General features: G+C 32.4%; 19 protein-coding genes. 2 read left to right on the forward strand and 17 right to left on the reverse strand.

Annotation, left to right across the window (positions count from 1 at the left end; genetic code table 11):
* Positions 1 to 40: 40 nt before the first annotated feature.
* The 5 genes from hisC to ASC72_RS12985 form a co-directional block, all read right to left on the reverse strand.
* Complete coding sequence (gene hisC, locus ASC72_RS12965) at positions 41 to 1,087, reverse strand: histidinol-phosphate transaminase (protein ID WP_056191359.1); 1,047 nt, start codon at positions 1,085 to 1,087, stop codon at positions 41 to 43.
* Between the two features lie 118 nt (positions 1,088 to 1,205).
* Entirely contained in the window at positions 1,206 to 2,489 is a 1,284-nt protein-coding gene (hisD, locus tag ASC72_RS12970) for a histidinol dehydrogenase (RefSeq protein WP_056191361.1), read from the reverse strand.
* Positions 2,490 to 2,593: 104 nt separating this feature from the next.
* Positions 2,594 to 3,451: an ATP phosphoribosyltransferase gene (gene hisG / locus ASC72_RS12975; RefSeq protein WP_056191363.1), complete on the reverse strand. Its 858-nt coding sequence runs from the start codon at positions 3,449 to 3,451 to the stop codon at positions 2,594 to 2,596.
* Between the two features lie 309 nt (positions 3,452 to 3,760).
* Positions 3,761 to 5,161, reverse strand: coding sequence for a HAMP domain-containing sensor histidine kinase (locus tag ASC72_RS12980; protein WP_056191364.1), 1,401 nt, complete (start codon positions 5,159 to 5,161; stop codon positions 3,761 to 3,763).
* Entirely contained in the window at positions 5,162 to 5,827 is a 666-nt protein-coding gene (locus ASC72_RS12985; RefSeq protein ID WP_056191365.1) for a response regulator transcription factor, read from the reverse strand. It abuts the gene before it with no gap.
* 197 nt (positions 5,828 to 6,024) lie between these two features.
* Between ASC72_RS12985 and ASC72_RS12990 the strand changes: the two genes are divergently transcribed.
* Complete coding sequence (locus ASC72_RS12990; protein ID WP_056191366.1) at positions 6,025 to 8,115, forward strand: LTA synthase family protein; 2,091 nt, start codon at positions 6,025 to 6,027, stop codon at positions 8,113 to 8,115.
* 215 nt (positions 8,116 to 8,330) lie between these two features.
* On the opposite strand, the gene ASC72_RS12995 is transcribed toward ASC72_RS12990, so the two are convergent.
* Positions 8,331 to 9,329 carry a zinc dependent phospholipase C family protein gene (locus tag ASC72_RS12995; protein ID WP_056191368.1) on the reverse strand — a complete coding sequence of 333 codons (999 nt, stop codon included), beginning with the start codon at positions 9,327 to 9,329 and terminating at the stop codon, positions 8,331 to 8,333.
* A gap of 172 nt (positions 9,330 to 9,501) precedes the next feature.
* On the opposite strand from ASC72_RS12995, the gene ASC72_RS13000 reads away from it, so the two are divergent.
* Positions 9,502 to 10,452: a hypothetical protein gene (locus ASC72_RS13000; protein WP_056191371.1), complete on the forward strand. Its 951-nt coding sequence runs from the start codon at positions 9,502 to 9,504 to the stop codon at positions 10,450 to 10,452.
* Positions 10,453 to 10,466: 14 nt separating this feature from the next.
* On the opposite strand, the gene ASC72_RS13005 is transcribed toward ASC72_RS13000, so the two are convergent.
* The 11 genes from ASC72_RS13005 to ASC72_RS13060 form a co-directional block, all read right to left on the reverse strand.
* Positions 10,467 to 11,444: a YeiH family protein gene (locus ASC72_RS13005; RefSeq protein ID WP_056191373.1), complete on the reverse strand. Its 978-nt coding sequence runs from the start codon at positions 11,442 to 11,444 to the stop codon at positions 10,467 to 10,469.
* A gap of 74 nt (positions 11,445 to 11,518) precedes the next feature.
* Positions 11,519 to 12,415, reverse strand: a complete 897-nt coding sequence (locus ASC72_RS13010) for a LysR family transcriptional regulator (RefSeq protein WP_056191374.1) — start codon at positions 12,413 to 12,415, stop codon at positions 11,519 to 11,521.
* Positions 12,416 to 12,529: 114 nt separating this feature from the next.
* A complete protein-coding gene (locus ASC72_RS13015; protein WP_056191377.1) occupies positions 12,530 to 14,557 on the reverse strand; it encodes a hypothetical protein in 2,028 nt (675 codons plus the stop codon).
* Between the two features lie 143 nt (positions 14,558 to 14,700).
* Positions 14,701 to 15,447 carry a 3-oxoacyl-[acyl-carrier-protein] reductase gene (fabG, locus tag ASC72_RS13020; protein WP_056191379.1) on the reverse strand — a complete coding sequence of 249 codons (747 nt, stop codon included), beginning with the start codon at positions 15,445 to 15,447 and terminating at the stop codon, positions 14,701 to 14,703.
* A gap of 555 nt (positions 15,448 to 16,002) precedes the next feature.
* On the reverse strand, positions 16,003 to 17,355 hold the full coding sequence (locus ASC72_RS13030; protein WP_056191383.1) for a DUF4302 domain-containing protein: 1,353 nt from the start codon (positions 17,353 to 17,355) through the stop codon (positions 16,003 to 16,005).
* Between the two features lie 11 nt (positions 17,356 to 17,366).
* Positions 17,367 to 18,227, reverse strand: coding sequence for a substrate import-associated zinc metallohydrolase lipoprotein (locus ASC72_RS13035; RefSeq protein WP_056191385.1), 861 nt, complete (start codon positions 18,225 to 18,227; stop codon positions 17,367 to 17,369).
* 19 nt (positions 18,228 to 18,246) lie between these two features.
* Complete coding sequence (locus ASC72_RS13040) at positions 18,247 to 19,722, reverse strand: RagB/SusD family nutrient uptake outer membrane protein (RefSeq protein ID WP_056191387.1); 1,476 nt, start codon at positions 19,720 to 19,722, stop codon at positions 18,247 to 18,249.
* Positions 19,723 to 19,734: 12 nt separating this feature from the next.
* Entirely contained in the window at positions 19,735 to 23,463 is a 3,729-nt protein-coding gene (locus ASC72_RS13045; RefSeq protein ID WP_056191390.1) for a SusC/RagA family TonB-linked outer membrane protein, read from the reverse strand.
* 248 nt (positions 23,464 to 23,711) lie between these two features.
* A complete protein-coding gene (locus tag ASC72_RS13050) occupies positions 23,712 to 24,824 on the reverse strand; it encodes a FecR family protein (RefSeq protein WP_056191392.1) in 1,113 nt (370 codons plus the stop codon).
* A gap of 89 nt (positions 24,825 to 24,913) precedes the next feature.
* Positions 24,914 to 25,525 carry an RNA polymerase sigma factor gene (locus tag ASC72_RS13055; RefSeq protein ID WP_056191394.1) on the reverse strand — a complete coding sequence of 204 codons (612 nt, stop codon included), beginning with the start codon at positions 25,523 to 25,525 and terminating at the stop codon, positions 24,914 to 24,916.
* A gap of 448 nt (positions 25,526 to 25,973) precedes the next feature.
* Entirely contained in the window at positions 25,974 to 26,402 is a 429-nt protein-coding gene (locus ASC72_RS13060; RefSeq protein ID WP_056191396.1) for a hypothetical protein, read from the reverse strand.
* Between the last annotated feature and the right edge of the window lie 8 nt (positions 26,403 to 26,410).

Genomic DNA, 26,410 nt, shown 5'->3' on the forward strand with positions numbered 1-26,410 from the left:
TCCTTGCGTAATATTCTTTGCGAACTTTGCGGTTAAACTTTTAGCTCAACAACTTCAATTCTTTAATTAATATTGCATTTTCGTCTGGAATTCCAATCGTAAAACGTAAACAATTTTCGCATAATGGCTGAGTTGTTCTATTACGAATAACAATTCCTTTTGCAATTAATTCGTCATATCTTTTGTTGGCATCGTCTACTTTTACCAACACAAAATTGGCTTCTGTTGGATATACTTTTTCTACAAAACTAACTTCAAGTAAAACTTTAAGCAATTCTTCTCTTTGCTCAATAATTGAAGCTATTTCCTGTTTTATTTTATCAGAATCTTTCAAACGAGAAATTGCTCTCTGTTGTGTTAATTCATTTACATTATAAGGAGGCTTGATTTTATTTAAAACCGAAATTACAGCTTCAGAAGCATAACAAATCCCGAGACGAATTCCAGCTAAACCATACGCTTTAGAAAGTGTTTGTGTAATAACTAAATTTGGATATTCATCTATTTCTATCAACCAGCTTTCTTTGTCTGAAAAATCAATATATGCTTCATCAATTACAACCAACCCTTTAAAGTTTTGAAGTAATTTAACCACACTTTCATCAGAGAAAGAATTTCCTGTCGGGTTATTTGGCGAGCATAAAAAGATGATTTTTGTATTAGTATCAATAGCTTCTAAAATTTTCTCTACTTGTGGCTGAAAATCTGTCGAAAGTAAAACTTCTCTATTTTCTACCGCATTAATATTAGCCAAAACACTGTACATTCCGTACGTTGGTGGTAACGAAATAATATTATCAATTTTAGGTTCACAAAAAGCTCTGAATAGTAAATCCAAAACTTCGTCGCTTCCGTTTCCTAATAGAATCTGGCTTGTTTTTACATTATTATTCTTAGCTAAAATTGCCTTAACCGAACTTTGCTGTGGATCGGGGTAACGATTCACACCATTCTGAAACGGATTTTCATTGGCATCCAGAAAAATCATCTCGGCAGTATCAAAATCTTCAAACTCATCTCTTGCTGACGAATAGGGTTTTAATGTTTTTACGTTTTCACGTGTTATTGTGTTTATATCGAATTCCATTATTTTTATTTTTGAGAGAGAAAAGAGTCAAGAGGCAAGAATAAAGATTCGAATCTATCCTTTAACTCTTTCATCTTGCTTCTTACCTCTTTATTCCATGTTCTAACTTCTATTTTCTTTACTCTATACTCTTTAATCTCAAGGTTACAGCATTTTTATGCGCTTGTAAACCTTCGGCTTCAGCCATAATTTCAATAGCTTTTCCAATGTTTAGAATTCCGGTTTTAGAGATTTTCTGAAATGTCATCGATTTCATAAAGCTATCCAGATTTACTCCGCTATAATTCTTCGCGTAACCGTTTGTAGGCAACGTATGATTTGTTCCTGATGCATAATCTCCAGCGCTTTCCGGCGTATAATTACCGATAAAAACAGATCCTGCATTTACAATTCCGTTGCAATAAAAATCATCATATTCAGAACAAATAATAAAATGTTCGGGACCATATTCATTGATCAAATCCAATGCAATCTGGTCATTTTCTACATAAATTAATTTCGAATTTTCTATAGCTTTTTTTGCAATTGCTTTTCTTGGAAGTTCTTCAATTTGGGTTTGAATTTCCGCTTCAACAGCATCAATCAATCTTTTTGAAGTTGAAACTAAAATTACCTGGCTATCAGTTCCGTGTTCTGCCTGAGATAATAAATCGGATGCTACAAATGCAGGAACTGCAGTATCATCAGCCACAACCAACAATTCTGAAGGTCCGGCCGGCATGTCAATTGCTACTCCAAATTGTGTTGCTAATTGTTTTGCCACCGTTACAAACTGATTTCCTGGCCCGAAAATCTTATATACTTTCGGAATCGATTGTGTTCCAAACGTCATTCCGGCAATTGCCTGAATTCCGCCCACTTTTAATATTTTGGTAACACCGCATAAATTGGCTGTATATAAAATCGCCGGATTTATTTTTCCTGTTTTGTCTGGAGGTGAACATAAAACAATTTCTTTGCAACCTGCAATTTCTGCAGGAACGGCCAACATTAAAACTGTTGAAAATAAAGGTGCGGTTCCACCCGGAATATACAAACCGATTTTTTGGATTGGTCTTTTTTCCTGCCAGCAATTTACGCCTTCAATAGTTTCGACTGAAATTCGCTCTGTTTTTTGAGCAGTATGAAACTTTAAAATATTTGCTTTCGCCAATTGAATTGAATCTTTCAACTCCTCTGAAATGGAATTTATAGCTTCTTCAATTTCTTCTGGAGTAACTTCATAATTGTCCAGAGCAATTCCGTCGAAGATTGAAGTGTATTTTGCAACAGCTTCATCACCTTTTTTCTGTACTTCCTTAAAAATTTCCTTAACCGTAACTTCGATATCATCGATTGTTTTGGTTGGTCTTTTTAATATATCTGACCAGGTATCTGGTTTTGGATTATCTATTTTATTCATTTTTATTTTTTGCTTTAAGCTTTAAGCTATAGGCTTTAAGCTTTATTAACTTTGTGTTTTAATGGCTTAAAGCTTATTGCATAAAGCCTAAAGCGGACGAAGTCCTACAGAACCATTTTCTCAATTGGGCAAACCAAAATTCCTTCAGCTCCGGCTTCTTTTAATTTATCGATTACGTCCCAAAAAGTATCTTTGTCGATTACGGAATGAACGCTGCTCCAACCTTCCTGAGCCAATGGCAAAACGGTTAAACTTCTTAAAACTGGTAGAATTTTTCCAATCTCGTCGATTTTTTCATTCGGTACATTCATCAAGATGTATTTTGAATTTCTTGCTCTTAAAACCGATTGGATTCTGAATTTTAAAGTATCGATGTGTTTCTGAATTTCAGGAGAAACTTTTGGAGAAACTGCTAAAACAGCTTCACTTTTCAGAATCACTTCCACTTCTCTTAAATTATTTTTGAATAAAGTGCTTCCACTTGAAACGATATCTACAATAGCATCGGCAAGACCAATGTTTGGTGCAATTTCTACAGAACCTGAAATTTGGTGAATATCAACCGTCAATCCGAAAGAATTAAAATATTCGTTAACAGTGTTTGGATAAGAAGTTGCAATACGCAAACCTGCTAGATCCTGAATAGAGTTGTATTCAAAAGTTTTTGGAACAGCTACAGAAACCTTGCATTTTGAGAATCCAAGTTTCTGAATCACTTCGATATGTTTTCCTTTTTCTACTAATAAATTATCGCCGACAATGGCTAAATCTACTACTCCATCAATTAAATACTGAGGAATGTCTGAATTTCTCAAGTATAAAACTTCTAAAGGAAAATTGGAAGCTTCTGCTTTTAACTGATCGTTTCCGTTGTTAATCGAAATACCGCAATCTCTTAGAATTTGAATGCTGTCTTCGTTTAAACGACCTGATTTTTGAATTGCAATTTTTAAAGTACTCATTTTTTAGTTGTTTGTTGAATTAATAGTTTGAGTACAAAGAATTGGAATTAAAAAACCCGCTTGATGTACTCAAACGGGTTTTAAAATATGATGATTTACATGCATACCATTAACACATCGCCTGAGAGCAATAATGAAAATGATGATGATGTAATTGATTTGAAATCATTGTTTGGTTTATTTTATAATTCTTCGATTCGGTTGCAAATATACTAGTTAATTTCATAAAAAAGCAATTTTTAATTTAACTTAACGATAGTTTATTGTTAAAAAATATTTTAGATAACCTTTTTATTACATTTTTTCAATTTACGATAACGTTTTCATTTTTTCGTTAAAACATAAAATAACGGTGGTCCCTACTTCTATTTCGCTTTCAATTTTAAACTTTATACCAAGCAAGTCTGTAGTTCTTTTTACAATTGACAAACCTAGTCCAGTTCCTTTAATTTCGGGGTGATCTGTAGAATTTGATCTGAAAAAAGGATTTAAAATTGCTTCTAAATCTCCTTTAGCAATTCCGATGCCGTTATCTGAAATTTTACAAATTGTCTCCCCATTTTCTTTTGAAAGTAAAATCAAAACTCGCCCACCAATACTGGTATATTTAATTGCATTTGAAATAATATTTCTCAAAATCGTAATCACCAAAAAATTATCAGATTGAATATAATAATCCTCTTCAGCATCAAATTTGACACTGATTTCCTTATTGTTTATTTTTTCAGAATTTAGCGTTAACACATCCAAAATTAAGGCATTCAGATAAACAGATTCTGTATTTACATTTTGTTTTTGATTTTCGAATCGAGCCATTAAAAGAAGCTGATCAACTAGCATATTTAGATGATCTACCTCGTTTATGCAATAATTAATTTTTTCTTCATATTCTTTATTATCACGAGGTTTACGAATTAAAACTTCAAGAGTTCCTTTAATAACTGTTAAGGGTGTTCTTAATTCATGGGAAGCATCGGAAGTAAACTGTTTTTCACGTTCAATTGCATCTTCAATTCGGTTTAATAAATTGTTTATGGTTTTTGAAAGCGTATACAATTCGTCGCGGGTTTTGGGCAACGGAATTCGCGTTTTCAGATTGTCTTTTGTAATTATTTTTGAAGTATTTATAATCGAATTTATCGGCTTTATACTTCGTCCGGCAAAGAATCTTGCAATAAAAAATAATAATAATAAAATCGCTAAAAATGACAAACACATGATGTCAAATAAATTATTTAAGACCAATTTGGAATCAGCCAATGACATAGCAACAATAATATACCCTATTTGTCTTTTTTTTACATGAAGCGGCACCTGAATTTGCCTAATAGCATGATCTCCCATTTTGGTATCAAACAACTCATAATCTTCGACTGAATCTTTAAATTCAAGAGTTTCTGTTTTTAGATTAGGCGCTTTTTCGATAATCTTTTTATTCAAATCTAAAAACTCAACAAAAACCGGATTAACATCCACAGTATTGTGTTCGCGCTCATTCCATTCTTCTTCATCAATTAAAATTACTTTGTTGCCAACAACCTTAATTTCTGCTAAATGGTTCCGAATTTCAACGTTTATATTTTCATCAATGTGACTGTAAACAGTATGTTTTACTATCGAATAAATCACTGAAAAAACCACTAAAATCAATAAACCAGTAGTAATTATATAGTTTAAAGCTATTCTGTTTTTAAAGGAAAGCTGTGCCATTTATAAGTCGTTTGCAATGTAACCAATACCGCGAATTGTTTTAATATAATCTTCTTCAATCTTTAAATTGAGTTTTTTTCGAATAGCATTCATAAAAACATCTATAACGCCAGTATCATATTCAAAATTAATTTCCCAAACATCTTTTAAGATTTGATTTCGTGTACAGACCTTTCCTTTATTTTGAATTAGATATGTTAATAATTCAAATTCTCTTTGCGTCAATGCTATTTCTTCGTCATTTTTGAGCACAATATGTTTAGATAAATCTATTTTAATAGTCCCTAAAATTAGAATTTCAGTTCCTTTTCTATTTCTAAAATGAACTTTAATACGTTCTACCAATTCTTCAAAACTAAAAGGTTTTTTTATATAATCATTTGCACCTGCTTTCAAGCCTTCAATAGTTTCCTGAACAGTATCTTTTGCAGTTAAAAAAATTATTGGTGTTTTTTGATCTTTAATTCTAATGGCTTTACATAAATCCAAACCATTGATTTTAGGCAACATCCAATCTAATAAAATTAAATCAAATTGCTGATTCTGAACCAATTCAAAACCTTTTGAACCATCATTGGCAGTTGTTATTTCATAACCTTCCTCTTGCAAACCTTGTTGCAAAAACTGAACAATACCTAACTCATCTTCAACTATTAAAATATGCATTATCTATTTAATTTAAATTAGATTTCTTTTGAATTAGTCAAAGATAAATATTTTAAGACGCATTAAAGAATCAAAATGTTAGATTAAAACAAACTTAATTGCCTTAAGAAAACATTAAGTTAACATTAAGTAAGGTAAAAGCGTAACTTAATCCCGAATTAATCAATCAGAATTAATTTTGTAAAAAAATAATATACATGACTTTTCACAAGAAACTTTCCCCTTTTTACAATCTTGCTTTTTTCTATTTTGCCATAAGTTTTCTGCTAAGAATTGTGCTGTTTTTTCATCCCATTACGCAAAGCTCTTTTACAATTCTTCAGAGCGTGAAAATCTTTAGCTTAGGTCTTGTTTCAGATTTTTTTGTATTTGTTGTAGCGAGTGTTTTTTTATGGTTGTATCTAATTTTTATTTCGAATTCGAAATACAACAAACCTTCGGGATATATTATTCTTGGGTTTTTTATTAGTTTATTTCTATACGTAGCTTCTGGGAAAAGTATTTTTGATGAATATGGAGGGGCACTGCCAGAGATTGTTCTAATTTTTATCGGAATTAAAACTTTACTTTTTACACTATTACTTTTTCTTCCAAAATGGAGAGATAAAATCAGATTTTGGCTATTTGCTTTTGTGATCTTTCTGTACGTTTTATTAATTCTTCAGAATGGTTTAAGCGAATATTTTTTTTGGAACGAATTTGGGGTAAAATATAATTTCATCGCAGTTAATTACCTGATTTATACAAATGAAGTTATTGGAAACATCATGCAATCCTATCCCGTAATTCCTATATTTTCAGCTTTATTTTTAGTAACAGGAGTTGTTACCTATTTTATTCTTAAAAATTCCAGAAATTACATAGATAATATTCCAACCGTAAGTGAAAAAGTAAAAATCACTTTAATTTACCTTAGTTTATTTGCCCTTTCCTTAATCGCTATTCCTACGTTGGCCAAAACAGAAAAATCAAAAAATGTTTTTGTCAATGAATTACAAGCAAATGGATTGTATAAATTCTATTTGGCTTTTCAGAATAACAAATTAGATTACTTTAAATTTTACAAAACACTTCCGAACGACAAAGCCTTCGCAATTTTAAAACAACAGTTTGCTACTATTTCCGGAGAAAATACAACCCGAAAGATTACTGGAGATTCTCTCGAAAATCATAAAAACGTAGTATTAATTACTATTGAGAGTTATAGTGCCGATTTTATGAAAGCTTATGGTAATGAACAAAACATTACTCCTTTCTTAGATAGCCTGGCCCAAAAAAGTCTTCAGTTTACCAATTTATATGCCGCAGGAAACAGAACTGTTCGTGGATTAGAGGCCGTAACTTTATGCTTGCCTCCAACCGCTGGAGAAAGTGTTGTAAAAAGAGAAGACAATAAAAATAAATTCTCTACGGGATTTATATTCAAACAAAAAGGCTATAATCTAAAATTCATGTACGGCGGAGATGCTTTTTTTGATAACATGCAGGACTTTTATTCTGGAAACGGATATCAAATTGTAGATAAATCTAGTTTTTCTCCTGAAGAAATCACGTTTTCAAATGTTTGGGGCGTTTGCGATGAAGATATGTACAACAAAGCCATAAAGATTATGAACGACGAAGCTCAGCAAAACAAACCTTTCTTTAATCATATCATGACAGTGAGTAATCACAGGCCTTTTACTTATCCAAACAATAAAATTGATATTCCGGGTGACATTAAATCTCGTGACGGTGGAGTAAAATATACCGATTATTCATTGAAAAAATTCTTTGAAATGGCGAGTAAACAACCGTGGTTTAAAAATACTGTATTTGTAATTGTTGCTGATCACTGTGCTTCAAGTGCAGGAAAAACACAACTTCCGTTAGGCAAATATAGAATTCCGGCTTTTATTTTTGCTCCTGGTGAAAAACCTTCAAAATGTAATAAACTAATGTCACAGATTGATTTAATGCCAACACTTTTTGGATTACTACATTTTGATTACCAAAGTAAGTTTTTTGGTCAGGATGTTTTGAAATCTGATTATAAACCAAGAGCTTTTATTGCAACTTATCAGGATTTAGGATTAATAAGAGATAATGTTTTAACCATTTTATCTCCAAAACAAATAGTAAAACAATACGAACTGAAGCTGAGTCCTAAACCAGGAATTGCTACGGAATATCAAATCTATTATGATGAAATTCCGTTGCAAACAGAAAGAACTGATTTAGTCAATGAAACTATTTCGTTTTATCAGACGGCCTCGGATATGCTGAAGAAGAAGAAATATCAGAAATAAGAATATTTGTTTCAGGTTTACTTTGTTTCAAGTTTCAGGTTTAACCACAATGTACGAAGGATTTACGCAAAGTTCGCTATGATATAATAAAAAGAAAGCCTCAAATTCAATTGAATTTGAGGCTTTCTTTTTATTTATTATTTCTCATTTCAACCTGAAACCTGAAACCTGAAACCTGAAACCTGAAACTTGAAACTTGAAACTTGAAACAAAATTTAATCATTTTGATTCTGCATTCCGAATAGATCTCCGCTTTGATATAATTGTAAATCGTCTTTCAGTGCCTGATTGTTTCTTTGCGTAACTGCTGGTGAATCTAAATCACTTAAATCAGGTTTTCCGGCATTTACCCAGGCAGTATACCAAAAACTTGCAGTTGCTGTAATGGCTTTTTTCATTTGATTTTCAACCATTCCGTTTAATTCTTTATGCAGTTTTTTAGCATATTCATCAGAGAAAATAGCCGAATTATATTTACTTTTTAACACTTTCCCGTCAGCATCCATTTTAAAAACCTGGTTTTCAGGAGTCGCAGTTCTTAGTTTTTTATCAATATCTAATAAAGGCTGCGCTAAACTGTGTGTGTCATTAATCATATCCCAGGTTGCTTTATGAACATCTTCATAATAATGAGCTTCGGGAACATTTAATTTATAATTTTTAGCAAACAATTCAGGCAATCTGCTTTCCCAAAGAGAATGAATTCCTTTTTGATCGCTCAATTGTCCATCATGATTTGCAGAAGTATGCAATGGCATGTGCGCATCACCTACATAATGTCCTAAATCTGCAGCAAGAAATAAAATTTCTGCTCTATTTTTATCTTTAAAAGCTTTAGTTAGTTTAACCATCAAATCTTCAATATACCAAGGTAAAATTCCGTTGTCGTTCAAGAATTTAGCATCGTATTTTTTCTTTGCTTCTTCCATGGTTTTTGGCAGGCTGTCAGCAGAACCAAAATTTTCCATATCAAAATAATGTCTTGGATTTTCGTCTTTGTAATTCAAGGCATATTTACGAATGTCCGGAACAGAAGCTTCCTGTGTAATAAAATCAATATGATTATAGAAGAAAATTTGAAGTGGTCGTGGCAAAGCCATTACTGCGGCTTTGTTAATACGTTCGTGACCAACGATTCCCCATGATAAGGTTAAAAATCCAATTCCTAATGCAAAAAAGGCGATTAGTCTTGGTTTCATTTTAAAGTTTTTCATTTGTAAATTTGTTTGAAGTACAAATTTATTTTATTTAACGATAATTCAAAAATAAACCGACAAAGATTATGTTAATTTAATTCTTTATAAAATTTGAACCATATATATGAAATAAGTTCATATTAAAAGTTTCTTTGTAAATTCGTTTTATATTTCTCCTAAATTTTAATATATGAGCCTTATTCGCTTTAGTTTTCTTTTTTTGACATTTACTTCTGTTTGTTTTGCACAAGACGATATTGTGCAATTAAAAGGCGTCAGCGATACTATTTTAAATCCAAAAAGAACGCTGTCTATTGCCGATCCGCTGGATCCTGTAAAAACAATGCAGAAATTATTTCCGGGAAAATTATACCATCTTTCTGATCATAATACTTTTGTAAGCTGGAAATGTAAAAATTGCAAGCCTTTGCCTTTTATTGATGCAAATGGTGAAGAAGGTGATCAATTGTTTCCGTATAATCAGGGCGTTGCAACAAGACTTTTGTCAAATATCGATTATGAGGATTCTAAAGGAAATAAATTTAAACTATTATTTTTTAATCATTCTGTTTATGACGAAGACGGATTACAAACCAGCAGGTTTACAGGAGGTCTTTTAGGCGTTGCTAAATTTACAAAAAATGGAAATGTATGGGAAATAAAATCTTTTCAACCCGCTGTAGCTGCATTTGGCTCTTTTGCCCAATCGCCAAAACCTAAACTTTTAGAAATTGGAGAAGATCAGTATGCTTTTACGTTGGTTCATTCAAATGGTGGCGCAGGCGGTCCATATGAAGGTTTTTTCTATATTATCGCAGGACTTAATGGCAAATATCAATCTATACTTGAAACGTCCGGCTACCAAATGGCAAATGTTCCAAATACTGATTGGTCAAGTTCTTATAAGACTGCAAGCGACAGCAATAAAAAATATTTCAGAGATATTATCATTACAACAAAAGGCTCTTATAGTAAACCAAAACCTAATGATGAATTTGAAGTGAACCTGCCAGACGAAACAGCAGAAATGGCTAAGACAAAAAAGCAATTTACATTTAGCATAGAAAAAAGATATACTTTTAGTGGCAAACTATACAAAGCTGTTGGTAAACCTGTTGTGAAATTTTCGAATGTGAAATAAATTATAGTGAGACCTTAATTCAGATATAACACCGATGCTAAACCTAAACCGGCAATAAATATCCAAAGGAAAACTCCCTGCAACAAGGGCTTCACTCCTACTGATTTTAAAGTATTTATATTTAAGGTTGCTCCAATTAAAAATAAAGTTATAGTCAAACCAATTTTAGCAATTCCCACAATATGTGGTGCAATAATAGTAGTTTCAGGTACATAAGTATTAAAAAGCATTGCCAAAATAAATAAGCCAATAAAATAAGGAATCTTGATTTTTTTTCCGGTACTTCCCGATTGATTATTGAAAACCAGGGCAGTTCCAAGTGAAATTGGGATAATCCATAAAGCTCTTGCTAATTTTACCGTTGTAGCAACCTGCAAGGCTTCTGCCCCATATTTATTGGCAGCACCAACTACAGAACTGGTATCGTGAATAGCAATGGCGCACCATAAACCAAAATCTTTTTGAGATAAATCAAGTTGATGCCCAATAAAAGGGAAAACAAATAAGGCAATTGAATTCAGAATAAAAATGACACCCAAAGCAATTGAAGTTTGATTTTCATTCGATTTTATTACCGGAGAAATCGCCGCAATAGCACTCCCTCCACAAATTGCTGTTCCGCATGAAATTAAATGCGATGTCTTTTTCTCTGTTTTAAGCCATTTTCCTAACAGCGTTCCGAAAATTAAAGTGCTAAAAATTGAAAATATCGTCAATAGAAATCCTTCTTTTCCCGCTGAAATAGCTGCTGTCGCATTCATTCCAAAACCTAAACCAACAACTGAAAACTGTAATAAAAAAGTAATGGCTTTATGATTGAATGCAACAAATGGATTTCCGAAAACATTTACAGTCAAAACCCCTAACAACAAAGCGATTGGTGGAGAAATAATTGAAAACAAACACAATCCGATCACCAGAACAAAAACAGCTTGCTGGAAATAAAGATTAACCGTAAATAAATGAGTTTCGGAATGTAGTTTCGTTTTCAAAATAGGCTATTTGATAATTATTGTACAAAGGTCAACCATATAAATTGAAAACACCAATCGTAAAATACAATTGATTATAACTTTAAATTATAGTAAGAGAATAAATTTTGAATAAATAGTTCCGTTAAAGAATCTGATTTTCCAACTAAAGTAATAATGTAAAAATATCTTTCAATAATCAAATCCTCAACATCTAAAACAATTAATTCATTATTTTTTAATTCGTTACTGACCGCGTGTATTGACATGAAAGCAAAACAATCTGAGTTTAATAAATACGATTTAATACTTTCAGTACTTCCTAATTGCATCTCAATTTGTAAATCCGTTAATTTTACATTTACTTGTTTTAAAGCATATTCTATAACTTCAAGTGTTCCGGAACCTCTTTCACGTGTTATGAATTTCATTGCTTTTAAATCTTCTAATGCAATTTTATGCTGTTTGACCAACGGATTTTTGGTATTGCAAACCAAAACCAATTCATCTTTTAAAAAAGGAATGTATTTAATCGATTGATTTTTAGACTGCCCTTCAACAATTCCGATTTCAATTTCTTTATTGATTAAGGCATTTTCGATTTGTTCCGTGTTTCCGTTTAACAAATTGACTTTGATATCTTTTTGCTTTTGATGAAAACGAGCCAAAACGGGAGAAATAATATATTGTGAAATTGTCGTACTAGCTCCTAATCGCAATAAACCCTGACGTTCGTTAATGAACGAGCTCATATCAAAGTCAATTTCTCTATAAATCTCGAAAATGTTTTTAGTATGTTTTAAAAGAATTTCTCCGGCTGGAGTTAAAGCAATTTTAGAACCGTTTCGTTCAAAGAGCTTGGTTTTATAAGTTTCTTCGAGTTCCTGAATGTGTTTTGAGACTGCAGGCTGAGAGATATATAATTCTGTTGCCGCTTTAGTAAAGTTTAAGCGGAGTGCAACGGTGTAGAATACTTTTAGCCTGAAATCCATAATATAGTTATTTTTGTTTCATGTTTGCTTCGCCAATTCGGCTTTTAGCCTCGGGTAAAGTTTCAAGTTAAGCAAAAACGCTGAACCTTTGTCCCTATGAACCTTTGTATCTATTTAAAGTAATCCATTATACTTTCTCACAAACCATTCCGTAGTTAGTAACAAGGCTATTAAAATCAACAACCAAACCCAATCAATTAATGGAGTTTTGGTTGAAACATTTTTCTCAATTGATTTGTATTCTTTGTTTTCTAAAAGTGTATTGATTAAATCATCTGCCTGATTTTCGAAGAATGCTCTTCCATTGGTTTGTAACGCTAATTGCTTCAATTTTAAAACATCCGGATTAACAAATTGTTTTTCGATATCGAAATCCAAAATTTCAAAATGACTTGAATAGGATGTGTTTGAATTTAATTCTTTTACTGAAAAATTGTATTTTCCAGCTGTCAAACCATCTAGATTAACAGAGAAAGAATTATTTCCTTTTAATAAATCGTAATTTTTACTTTGTTTTGTTTCAGCATTCGTAACTGTAATGGTCAATCTGGCTTTTTCGTCAAACTCGTAGTTTTTGTTGAAATATTGCGCATTGATTGCAATTGCTTCTCCGGAATTGTAAAAGCTTTCATGTGTTACTACCAAAGATTTCTTTGAATTCGATGAAGCCAAATATTGAATAATCTTATCTATAAAAACATCGTATTTTTCAAATGACTGATTGTCGATATGACTTTGTAAACGCCATTTCCAGCTATTTTCTCCTAATAAAAAAGCAGTTCTTTTTCCTTGATTTTCGGCAAAAGCCAATAACGGCGCATTTGTAGCGACATTTCTGATTTTTGAAGAAAGTAAAACCGATACATTTCCATTTGATGAAATCGTTCCGAATAAATTTTGCAAAGGCGGAAAATTTTCAAAACCAAAATCTTCAATGGCAAACAGATTAAACTGAGATTGGAATTCAGGTAAATAATCTTCTCTCTGTCCGCTCATTTTAAAAATCAAATTGTTTTGTTGTTGGTTTAGAAAATTAAAATCGGTGTTGTTTCCGGTAATGATAAAAGTGTTTCTTCCTGCTAATTTATTATTATCAAATACTGCCTTGAAAGCTGTTGTTGGCTGGTATAAAACCAAAACAGAAACATCTTGTAATTGACTTATATCATTTGGTTTAACCAAAATCACTTTACGTTGCGCGTTAACTTCAATTGAGCGTTTTAACGATGCTATATCAGGATGATTTATTGATGAAACAATGGCGATTGTTGATTTTTGATCAATCACTTCGACTGCAAAATTCTTGATATTATTATAACTGTTTTTCTCTTTTGCGTTTGAAGAAATAGTCGCTTTAAAAATTTGCAAACCCACTTTATCAGCAGGCAAAAGTAAACTTATGGTGGCTGTTTTTTTAGAAGGTGAGAAAGAAAGCTTTTCTTTTGCGACAACTGAATTTCCTTGCGAAATTGTAAAATCTGCATTCGTAGCTTTATCTCCCGCATATTGTAGAAATACTTCAACCGGAAATTTATTTTTATGAAAAGCGTATTTGTTTACGTTAAGCTGATTGATTTTTAAATCAAAAAACGTGGTTGTATCTCCCACAACCAAAGGATAGACTTTATTAACAGGATCAAATCGATATACATAATCATTTCCTGTAGTTTGATTTCCGTCCGTAATTACAACCGTTGGGAAAATCAGGTTTTTGTTGATGCTTTTCAGATTCTTGGCAACTTCATCGAGATTGGTTTGTTTTCCTTTGAAATCGAATTTGTCTGAAGGTTTAAAATCGGCATCAAATTGATACGACTGAATGTCAAATTTTTCCTGAAGCGCAGGATTTGAAATTAGTTTTTGATATAATTCATTAACCGTATTATCTGATTTTAAAGCAACAATAGAACTCGAATTATCCACCGCAATAGCTAGCGGTGTTTTGGTGATTTCTAACGAATTTTTAGAAACTATCGGATTTATCAATAAAACCAATAATCCAAAAATGGCCAAAAAACGTAAAAAAGCCAAAAACACAATCACATTGGATTTGTTTTTGGCTTTAAAATAATATTGAAAATATGACAAACCACCCGCTATTACTAAAGAAAGCAATAATAATAGAATCGTATTTGTAGTCATATTTATTTAGTATTCAGTATCAGTTTACAGTAATCAGATTTCAAAAGTCAACGTTTGCGACTATTCGGTTCCAGCTTCATTCTAGAGTCAGATAAACTGATCACTAAAACCTTTGAACCTTTGTAACTTAGAACTTCAGTACCTTAGGTTAACATTCCTCCACAAACATTAAGCACTTGTCCTGTAACATATGCACTCATGTCCGAAGCTAAGAAAAGACATGCATTTGCAACATCTTCAGTAGTTCCTCCACGTTTCAACGGAATCCCTTCTCTCCATCCTTTTACTACATCTTCAGGTAGTTTTGCAGTCATTTCAGTTTCAATAAAACCAGGAGCGATTGCGTTACAACGAATATTACGAGAACCCAACTCCAAAGCAACAGATTTAGTAAAACCAATTGCACCGGCTTTAGACGCTGCATAATTTGTTTGTCCTGCATTTCCGGAAACACCAACTACTGAACTAATATTAATAATAGAACCTGCACGTTGTTTTAAGAAAGTTTTTTGAATCGCTTTGGTCATATTAAACACTGACTTTAAGTTTACGTCAATAACCTGATCGAAATCAGCTTCTGACATACGCATCAATAAATTATCTTTTGTAATTCCAGCGTTGTTAATTAAGATATCAACCGTTCCAAAATCAGCCAAAACAGCATCAACAAAAGTTTGCGCTTCATTAAAATCGGCCGCATTCGATTGGTATCCTTTTGCTTTAACTCCTAAAGCATTTAATTCAACTTCTAAAGCCTCTGCAGAAGCAGCAGATGCGCTATAAGTAAAAGCAACATTTGCTCCGTGTTTAGCAAAAACTTCAGCAATTCCTCTTCCAATTCCACGACTAGCGCCCGTAATAATGGCAACTTTTCCTTCTAGTAATTTCATATTCAAAATTAATTTTAATATTTATTTGTAGCTATTCCTGCTATGAATGACACGTCAAATATATGATAATTCCCTTTTTAAAAAAATAACAATCGCAATAACCTTTCAACATTTCAAAATATAAATACTTTAATAGACTGTCCAAAATCAAAAAAGCAACTCAAGATTGAGTTGCTTTCTCTTCAAAATAAAAATAAAACTAAAATCTTAAATATTGTTTTGTCTAGTTATAAAAAAGAAAACAATTAGCAAGACAGCCATAAACAGCATTCTGTAAATTGACGTTTGAAACTCTGTTGTATTATTGAGCTTGTCTTGTTTTCTCTGCTTTATTAGATTAAAAATCGCAACCGGAATGATTACTATAATAGATAAGTACAAATAATATCTTGTATAATCTGGATAGAATCCTGATATAACAAGAAGTAATAAACCCCATAAAAGGACAGCTATATTTATTGGAGTGATATATTTCTTCATCATATGTTTAACTATTAAAAAAAGCAGCTCAGCAATGAGCTGCTTTCATTCAAAATAAAATAAAACTAAAACTGTTTATTGAAAAGCGTATGTGGTCATTCTAAAATTACTTGTTGAACTTGTAAATGTGTAAATGTTATTTGTAAAAGCGATTTTGAAAGCTTCTTTTTTAATATATAATCCACTAGGATTCATAAGTTCAGTGTCTACTTTTTTAAGTAATGCAGGTTGTGCAATAACTGCTCCCGTATTAGCTTGCCATGTACCTGGAACAAGTATTAATTTCTTATTAACAGCATCTTGCTGTACTGTAAAGTTGTGATAAATAGTAGTTTTACCACCTGTAAATGTATATGAAATGTAACTTTCACCAGCTGCATCATTAAAAGTGAATTGAATTCTATTTACTTTTTGAGTTGAAGGTAAACTTGCGTGAATTTCAGCAATTAATGAATTAAAAAGCGACGAATTACTTGGTGCAGTAGCTAAATTTGCATGAATATAAGCAAAACCTGTTTGAGGAGCCTGAAGCATTACCCTATAATCATCAGTTAAGATCAATGGTTTGTTGCTATATTTAATTACAGCCGTAACCCCATTCGTTCCAGTTGCAGTAAAACTTCCATCAACATCATTGTATACAAAATTGGTTAATTTTTGTCCGGCAACTTCTACAGCCGGGCTTACTACAATTCCGGTTGGTGTGTAACCAACTCCCATGTTATAACTTACAGAATAACCAGTTTCTATGGAATTTGCTTCTGCATAACGAGTTACATCTGAAAATGAGAAATCAAACTGGTGTTTTGCTGTTCCGTCATTGGTTTCTAATAATCTAAAAAGCGGACGAGTATCATCACCAATTACATTGTCAATCATGTCAATGTTTTTTGGCAGATCAGTCCAGTCTTGTGCAGTTGCCTTTACAAAACGTATCTCTGCACCATTTCTGTTGGCTTTAAAAATAATCTGCCCATTTTCTTGTCCGTAATACAAAAACTGAAAATCCCCCAAATAACCTTTTGCTCTTAGTGCTGCTATTGGATAATTATCTGATTCAGATAAAAGGTGTATTCTGTTTTTTGTGGTAAAGGTCAAACTTACCGTACTTCCAAGCTGTACCTGGTATTCGCTTTTATAAACAGCTGTATCATCATCAAAATCAGAAGCCATCTGAACTGTACCATCGGCTGCAAATTTAAATAAATGTGTATAACCTCCCAAAATCGTGTTATCTGTAAAATAAACGGCTTTCCAACCAAATTCTGAAGAAAGCAAAGCGTCGTTCAATTCTGTTTTCTGAGCATTTAAACGCTCGGTTGGCGTTTTATCAAATTTTGGATCTGCGTCTGTATTATTATCGCAGGAGCTTAATTGCAAAGCCAAAAAGGCAGCAAATAAGAACTTATATATGTTTTTAATTTTCATAATACCTTTTTTTAATTTGTTATTACAGCATTTGTGTTTATTTCAGCAGCATCTCTTAATGCATAGAAATCCATGTCAAAAGCTTCCTTAAAATATTTTACTACAAGTGCTTCTTTTGCTTTTAAGGCAGCTAAAGCATCAGGATCATCAATACCGGCCAAAAAAGCAGCATACTCTGCTTTTGAATAAATTAATATCATAGAAGCTGTTTCTGCAAAATCTTCATTAATATTTGATCTCGCATAACTTGTAATAAATCCAATCTCGTTTGATTCCGGAATATCATAATTATACCAATCTGAAGTATAGCCACCAGGAGTTATTGCAGCCCATGATTTTTCATCAAAAGGTTTATGCTGATTCAAAATATGAATATACTCGTGCTGAATTGTGTGAATAAATTCTGAGACATTATCACGATCAGACTGATCTATATAATCAGTTTCAAATAAAGTAACTCGCTGTCCTCCTTCCGCTATACCTAAAGTTCTTGTTCCAACACTATTTAAGTTTACACCACCAATTAAAACAATTTCCCTTGGTGCAATTTTCTTCACGAAATCTGCTCCTCCAATTTGGGAATAACTTCTAAGCCATATTGTTTCAACAATTTCAAGGGCAGGCTGCACTTTATCAATTGTTGGAGGAAATAAATAACGACTGTTATCTACCGTATTTTGATTCCATTTATATTGAACATTGATATTGTACGGATTTAAATAAGTAGTCGTAATCCAATTATCTAATGCCGTTTTAGTTGGTTGTGTGTAATCTAGCTGACTATCTCCCGGACGTTCATCGTTTGCGCAAGAAATTACAGCCATAGAAACCATAACCAAAAATGCTATTTTACTATATTTTATTAGTTTCATAAGAATTTGCTTTTAAAGATTATCTAGGATTTAGCTCAACACCTGTATTCGACGCGTGAAGCGGAATTTGTAAAGCTCTGCGATTGTCACCTTTAACCAAAATGTTAACAGGCTTATTAGTAGTTTCATGTCTAACTACAATATTAAAACGCTTAACATCAAACCATCTCATTCCTTCATGTACAAAATCTCTACGTCTGGTTTCAGCAATAGCTTTTACATAAGAGGTTTGTACGGGAGTCATGGTGTAAAACGGTGTATATTCATCTGCTATAACCGGATATTTAGCTACTACTTTAGCTTGTGTTACCTTATCTGTAGCTACATAACCTACTGTTCTAGTTGATAAAAAATATTCTAATTCATCGTTTGCCACTTGTATCTGGCCTTTCATTACATGAGCTTCAATTCTATTTAAGAAGAACTCATCATTGCTTAGCAGAACTTCAGCAACATATGGATCTCCAATTCCGGCTGTTACGTTTGAATATTTAAAATATTCATAAAACTTAGGAAGAAACACTGTTATACTACTGTTTGATGAATAAAAGTTATAATACCATGGTTTTGCTAAAAGGTTTGTTGCTGTGCCGAATATTTCCGGATAACGTGCCCCTGAAAGATAAAATCTATTTGAGTAGTACGATCTGCTTACAATCGTATTTGCAGAAACTACCAATAAATTTGTTTCAGCCGCACTGCTTGCATAACTTAATCTCTGATCATTGATCGCCATAACATCATAAGATGCAAAGTCTCTTAATTTACCAACAGGCCTGTTTCCTAAATCATCAGATAAAGCAATTACTTTGTCCCAATCTCCTTTTACTAAATAAAAACGGCTGGCAAAAGCTTTTGCAGCATTTTTGGTAAAATGAAATTTAGGTTCTTTATAATCATTGATAACATACTTTAAACCTTCCTGAATATCTTTTTCAATAAATTCAAAAACTTCAGCTACGGTATTTCTTTTGTATTTCGTTACTAATTCGGTTTCCGGTTTTGTAACATATGGAATTCCTAAATCAGTACTTGCCGTTGCCGGATTGTAACGTTGCGACCAAAATGAAACCAACATAAAATGAGAATAAGCTCGTGCTAAAAGTGCTTCTCCTTTTTGAGGGTTTAAGTCAGCCGTATTTCCTAATTGATCTATAGCTTCCAAGGCTTTATTTGCATGCGCAATGGCCTGATAACAAGCATCCCAATAATAGGCTTGCGTATCTATATCTGCAGTTTCTGTTTGAAGCTCCCAGTTATAGTTTTGCTCATTTTTAATTAATGTCTCTGGCATATTACTATCAAAAACATTATCAGACATTGTTTCTGCAATGTCGAAATAACTCATTTGAGGATAAGCCCCAACCAATAATTCAGAAATTTTATCAGGAGTATCTATTTCGGTTCTATTATCTGGCTTCTCAGACAAGAAATCATCACAACCAGTAATACTTATAAGTATTAATAGCGATAAAGTTATTTTTAATTTTTTCATGTTTTTGGACTATTATAATGAAATGTTTAAAGTAAAAGTGTATTGAGATGTAACTGGCATAGCAACACCACCGGCATTACGAAACTCAGGATCCTGGCCATTTAATCTTTTGTCTGAGTAAATTAACCATGGGTTAACGGCAGAACCTTTTAAAGTAAATGTACTTAGTCCAAGTTTTCTCTTGAAATCATTTGGAAATTCCCAGCTTAAAGAGATATTTTTAAGTCTGACAAAATCTCCATCAGCAATACGTGCATCAGAATAGTTGTAAGTGTTATAAGCTCTTGCCAATGTGCGTTCTCCTCCATAATTAGAATTCAAACGTCTGTCTGCAATAACCGGTACATTTGTAAAGTTCTCATCTCCCGGATTAATCCAACGATTTGTAAAATCTTTTGTAAATACGGTTAAGTCATCATAAGTACTATCATAAATAGGATTCAAACGTACTTTGTTACCTCCTGATCCCACGAAGAAAACATATAAAGACCAATTTTTATAAGTAAATGTATTTGCTAAACCAATAGATTTATTAGGTTCGATTGACCCTTCATATTTCAAATATTTAGTTACATCTAAATTGTCCTGAAAATTAGCTTCTGTAATATTATTATCAGCTCCGTCTTGTAATATAAAAGTTGGTAAACCTTGATTATTCAAACCTGTAAACTGATAAGAGTACAATGAGTTTCTTGGATGCCCGATTGTATTTCCTCCATTTGCATCTACTAAATCAAATGCTGTTGGTGTGTTTTCAAGCTTTGTAATTTTTTGTGAATAAACAGAAAAATTAAGCGTTGTTGACCATTTGAAATCACGATTATCAAAATTTTTCGTTGTAAATCCAATCTCAAGACCTTTAGTTTCCATATCGGCATTATTTCCTTGTCTGATTCTTTGACCACCAATTCCTGAAGTAATCACATAATCAACCAAATCAAAAGCTTTACGGCTATAAACATCTGAAGTAAATTGTACTCTGTTGTTAAACATTCCAAGATCAACACCTATGTTGGTCTCAAATTGTTTTTCCCAGGTTAAATCGCTGTTTTGCAATTGGTCAATATTAATTCCTGATTCTCTGTCATCAAGATTAAAACGATCTGTTATATAACTTTTATAAATTGCTAACGAGTTTGTTGCCGGACCTGCTGTTGCAGTAAGTCCATAAGAAGCTCTTAATGCCAAAGTATTTACAGATTCAATATCTTTCATGAATTTTTCTTCGGCAACATTCCATTTACCACTAAAAGTATAAGTTGGCAACCATCTTGAAGAATCACTGTTTCCTTGTCTGTTCGATCCGTCATAACGACCTGTAACCGAAGCAGTATAACGACGATCATACGTGTAACCTACTTTTCCGAAGAAACCTACTGTTCTTTCTTTTTCTTCATTAAACCCATAATATGAATCTCCTCCGTTGATAATTTTTTCAATTAATCTTGGATCAGTAAAGGCGGTAAGACCTCTGTCGTATTGTAAACCTGCAGCTGTAAAATTATCACTACTTCTATCAACAACTCTTAACTCAGTTCCAAACAAACCTTCTAATTCATGTTTGTCATTTAAAGTATTTCTGTAGCTAATGCTGTTTCTTAAGTTATAAGAAGTCATATCGTTGGTGAATTTTCTCAAAAAACCACCATTTGGCAATACAGAAACTTTTGGAGCAGTTAAATCATTAGGATCCTGATATAAAAATATATTCTGGTCTCTAACTAATGTATTAACTCCATCTTCACCTTCCGGAGTACCCGCTTTGTAAGCCCCAACTACGTTGGAATTCTCCATAATTTTGTGTTCACGGCTTGTATTAGCGTAACGAGCAGAACCAGTAAGATTGTAGTTTAAATGTGGGGTAATTTTATAATCTAAATCCAATTGAAAACGAATATCTTTAACCTGGATTTCCATGAAGTTGTTTTCCAATTCATTGATAATATTCATTTTAGCCCAGTTATTTCTATAATACTCTAAATTTCCGTTTTCATCATATGGTCTTAAAGTTCTGCTTGTATTTAATACATAGTTGAATGGATTGATATCAAAATCACGAGTTACTTTACCAAAAACAACATCTTTTTCACTTTCATAACTTCCAGGGGCACCCTGATCACGAACCGAAGCTAAAGTTGAAAGCGTAAGATTTAATCTGTCATTTACATAAAATGTCCCTTTAATATTTGATGATATTTGTTTTACATCGTCAGCAAGAGTCCATCCCGGATCAGTATAATATCCCAAAGAAGCATAGAATGTATTGTTTTTTCCACCACCAGAAAAACTCAAAGAGTGATTTTGCGTGATAGAAGGTCTAAATAATACACTAAACCAGTCTGTATTTGCCAATTCGTATTTTCTTAAGAAGTTATTACGGCTAACAGGATCGTTATTCACTAAATAGGTTCCTGTTTCAGGATTATACGTATTTATTGCTCTCCCTAAAATATTATATGCACCACCGTATCTTCCATTTACGGTTGAAGGTAAATCCAAGTATCCTTTAGCCTCCATTTCTTTAAAAATACTCATGGATTCCTGAGAATTTAAAATATCATACTGGCTATAGTTTGGAACTGCTCTAATAGTTTGTTCCAATCCGTAAGTCACTTTTAAAGGCGCATCTCTACGGCCTTGTTTTGTTGTAATTACCACAACCCCATTCAAAGATCTTGATCCGTAAATAGAAGTTGCAGAAGCATCTTTCAAAATCTCAATGTTTTGAATATCATTAGCATTTAAACCTGCTACAGACGAACTCAATAAAGTTTCTGAATTACCAGAAGCTAAATCTGCAAATGAAACATTAATAATATCCTCTTGTACAACACCATCAATCACCCATAAAGGTTTTGTGTCTCCAAAAATAGAAGATGATCCACGAACTGTAATTTTAGGAGCAGTACCAAAAGTTCCTGTAACGTTTTGCACCGTAACCCCAGCCGCTTTTCCTTCAATCATTCTACTAACATCTACCACTCCATCTACTTTTAACTCGGCTCCTGAAATTTTACTAATCGCACCTGTAAAAGTTCTTTTTGAGGTTTTTTCATAACCTGTTGTTACAATAACCTCTTTAAGGTTTTGACCAGCTTCATTTAAAATAATGGTTGGAGAAGTATTTTCTATACCAATCTCTTTAGTTTCCATTCCAACATATGAAATAACTAATGCAGTACTATTAGCAGGCATTTCGATAGAAAAATTCCCATCAAAATCTGTTAAAACGGCAACTTTAGTACCTTTTACCAACACCGTTGCTCCCGGTAATGGAACTCCGCTGGGATCAGTAACTTTTCCTTTGATAATAGGGCCTGGTGCCAATATTTCAAATAAAGAAGGATTGTTTTCTATATTTGAAAATGGATCCATTGCATTATTTTTTTGTAAAATAATCTGGTTACTTACTTCTGAAAAAGTAATATTAAATGGTTTTAAAATTCTGTTAAGTACACTTGACAAAACTTCCTGATCAGCCTCTATAGTCACTTTTTGATTAAGCTGAGGCAATCGGGAATTATACGAAAATTTTACGTGCGCAGATTTTTCCAACTTAGTTAATGCATTATCTAAAGTTAAATTTGCAACAGTAATAGTAACTTTTGTATCTAATTTTCTTTGTCCATTTACACTGTTTGCCATTGTAACACTTGAAAACACAAGTGCTAAGACAAACTGAAATAGCGTTATTTTCATGATTCGATGGAGTAATCGTTGTTTAACAACTGGTTTTTTCATAATTTTGGTTTGTTTTGATTAATACTATTCGCGTGTATTTTAAGAAACGTACTGAATTGCTCTTTACAGAGAGGAATTCAATTTTATAAGTGTCGATAATGTTACAGCATTTCGGCACTTTTTTTATGCATTTGGTTTTTACATAGGCAATCAAAGTGAATTTTAAGTTTGGTTAATTTTTAGTTTTTTTTTGGTTTTGCATTTTATTTGTGAGCTTATTCTGTACAATTACAGTTATACAGATTAAATTAATTACAACCTTCTGATGTGATCGTGATTTGGTTTCCGTTCATCTCAAAATTGGTATTAGTTCCAATACTTTTACAAACAATTTTTAGTTTTTCTGTTAAGGGCTGATCACTGAGTGAAGTGGTAAGATGACAATCTTTAAGTTTATTTTTTGGATAATCGATGTCAACTAAATAAGCTTGTTCTATTGTTTCAAAAATTTGCGAGACGGGAATATCCGTAAATTCAAAGCTTAGCTGCTCAATATTGCCAACACTTTTCACTAAGGTCTCATCTTGGGTAATATTTGTTATTTTGTTGAATTTTAAATCACTCCTTAAAAATCGAAGCGCCTGATTAGGAAGCAGCACCACTTCCTGTTGATCTGATTTAGCTATAAGGTCATTTGATTTAACCTTAACTTTACCGGTGCGAACAAGAACTTCAACGTCAGGTTGATCAGAATAAGCTTTTATTCTAAAACTAGTTCCAACTACCTTGGTAACGATCTCGTTTGCATAAACGTAAAAAGGTTTTCTTGGATTTTTACTAATTTCAAAGAAACCTTCGCCGGATAAATAAACCTTTCTCTCGTTTCCGGTAAAGATTTTAGGGTAACTTAATTTACTATTGGGTTGTAATAAAACCGAACTGCCATCAGACAAAGTGATAATTTGCGGTTTACTTGAATTATTAGTTTGTTCAACTAACCCTTCGTTATTTTCATCGATTAATTCTTTGTAGGTAACAATATTGTCTGTCTTAAAATGATTATTATAAAACCACATTGACATTAAACAGAGGAGTAAACTTGCAGCAACTCCTGCAAGAAAGTATTTTCTTAAAAAAAATGTTTTTGAATTCTCTTCAGTATTACTTTGATTTTCTTTCTCTTCAATTTTGCGCCATACCGCTTGTAACGCGTTATGGATATCTGAGGAAGACAAATCAGATTCCGGAACTTTCATCGCTAACAATAAAAGTCTTGCATCCTGAACCAACTTAGCACGTTGGCGACTTTCTAAAGTCCATTCTTCCCAACCGTTTTCATCAATTTTAAATAAAATCCATGACTGGAAAGATTCGTCAGACAAAAAATCTTCAATTTGGGTATATGTGTTACGTTTTTGCATCTAAAAATAAGGTTACAAAAACATAGAGGACAGCACTCTTATTATATACTCATCAAATTGTGATTTTTTTTATCTTTTTTGAAATAAAATTAAAAACCACTTGAAAATAGCATAAGGAATATGGTAAAACTTCCCTTCCATTCCTTGCGAAGACTAAGCAGACCACGATGTAGCAAATTACTGGCAGATTGATAATTAACATCCAACATCTCTGCAATTTGCTCAACAGTCAGACCTTGATGATAACGAAGATATAGCGCTTCTTTTTGTCGTGCCGGTAAATCTTTCAGTAAATTATTTAAATGAATAACTTTTTCTTTTGTAGCATAGTCATCGTCAATAAGTTCATAATCAACTGAAAACTCTAAAAGAAATGCAATAGAATCTGTACTGGTTGTTTTACGAAAAATATGGTCTCTTTCATACAAACGAGCAATTCTTTTACGTACGCTGGATAATAGGTATGCTTTGACAATTACCGAACTTTGAAGTACATTTCGATATACCCAAATATCTGTAAATACATCCTGAATACAGTCCTGTACTTTTTCTTCATATGGAGAAAGTGAATTGCCATAACGCACCAAGTCGGTGTAGTATCTTTCAAACAGCATCGAAAATGACTTTTCATCACCATCTCTTAAATTATTCCAAAGCATTGCATCATCAACACTACTGAATTTTAAAATCGTATTCTTCATCTTCTAATTTGGGGTGATGTGCTTAATAGACTTTTTACTTAAGGAATGCATTTATTTAACATTATCCTTCCATTTTGTTTGCTAAATATATAAAAGCTTCTATTTAAAAGCCAATTTTTTTACATAAAAAAAACAGTTTCTTAATATAAGAAACTGTCTCATTATTAGATTTTGCAGGGCTTTCAGGCAAATGTTAAAATTATATTTTCCTTAACATATATTTATGACTTGTAGGATTTTACCTCTTTACGTGTTTATTCTATTTTTTAATTCTTAATCCAAACTAACTAATAATCTAACGGATAATACTACGTTTAAAACTATAACTGCGATATATAATTCTTTAACAACAACAAAACAAAAAAAAGAATGAAAAAATAATTCCATAAAAAAAGCCTTACTAAATACTTAGTAAGGCTTTTTTGATAATTTTTTATCTAAATAACTTTTAAAAAGCTACGTTCCATCTTGGTAATTTTGCATTTTCATCTAAGAAATTTTGCAAAACCTGACCTTCAACAGCAGTTGGAATCGCTTTTACATCTGCATTAAAAGTCTCGTACCATACCACTTCTAAAGTTTCAATACTTTCCAACTTCATTTGTGCTGGCCAAGAATATTTTCTTCCTGTTTTAGCAAATTGATGACCGTTTACAATTTTATCATATAAACCTCCGTTTTTACTTTTTAGAGTTCCATCATTTTGAACAGTTCCTGTAGAACCAACCATTATTAACTCTTTTGCATCACTTTCAACAGCATATACAACAAAAATTCCTGCACCTCCTTCAGGAGCATTACAAACTTGTTCTAAACTATCTTCAATCGTAAAAGTAAAACTATTGCTTACTTTAAACTTTTTTAATTCTTTACTCATCTTTCTTA

It is taken from the genome of Flavobacterium sp. Root420 (assembly GCF_001427905.1).
Lineage (GTDB): Bacteria > Bacteroidota > Bacteroidia > Flavobacteriales > Flavobacteriaceae > Flavobacterium.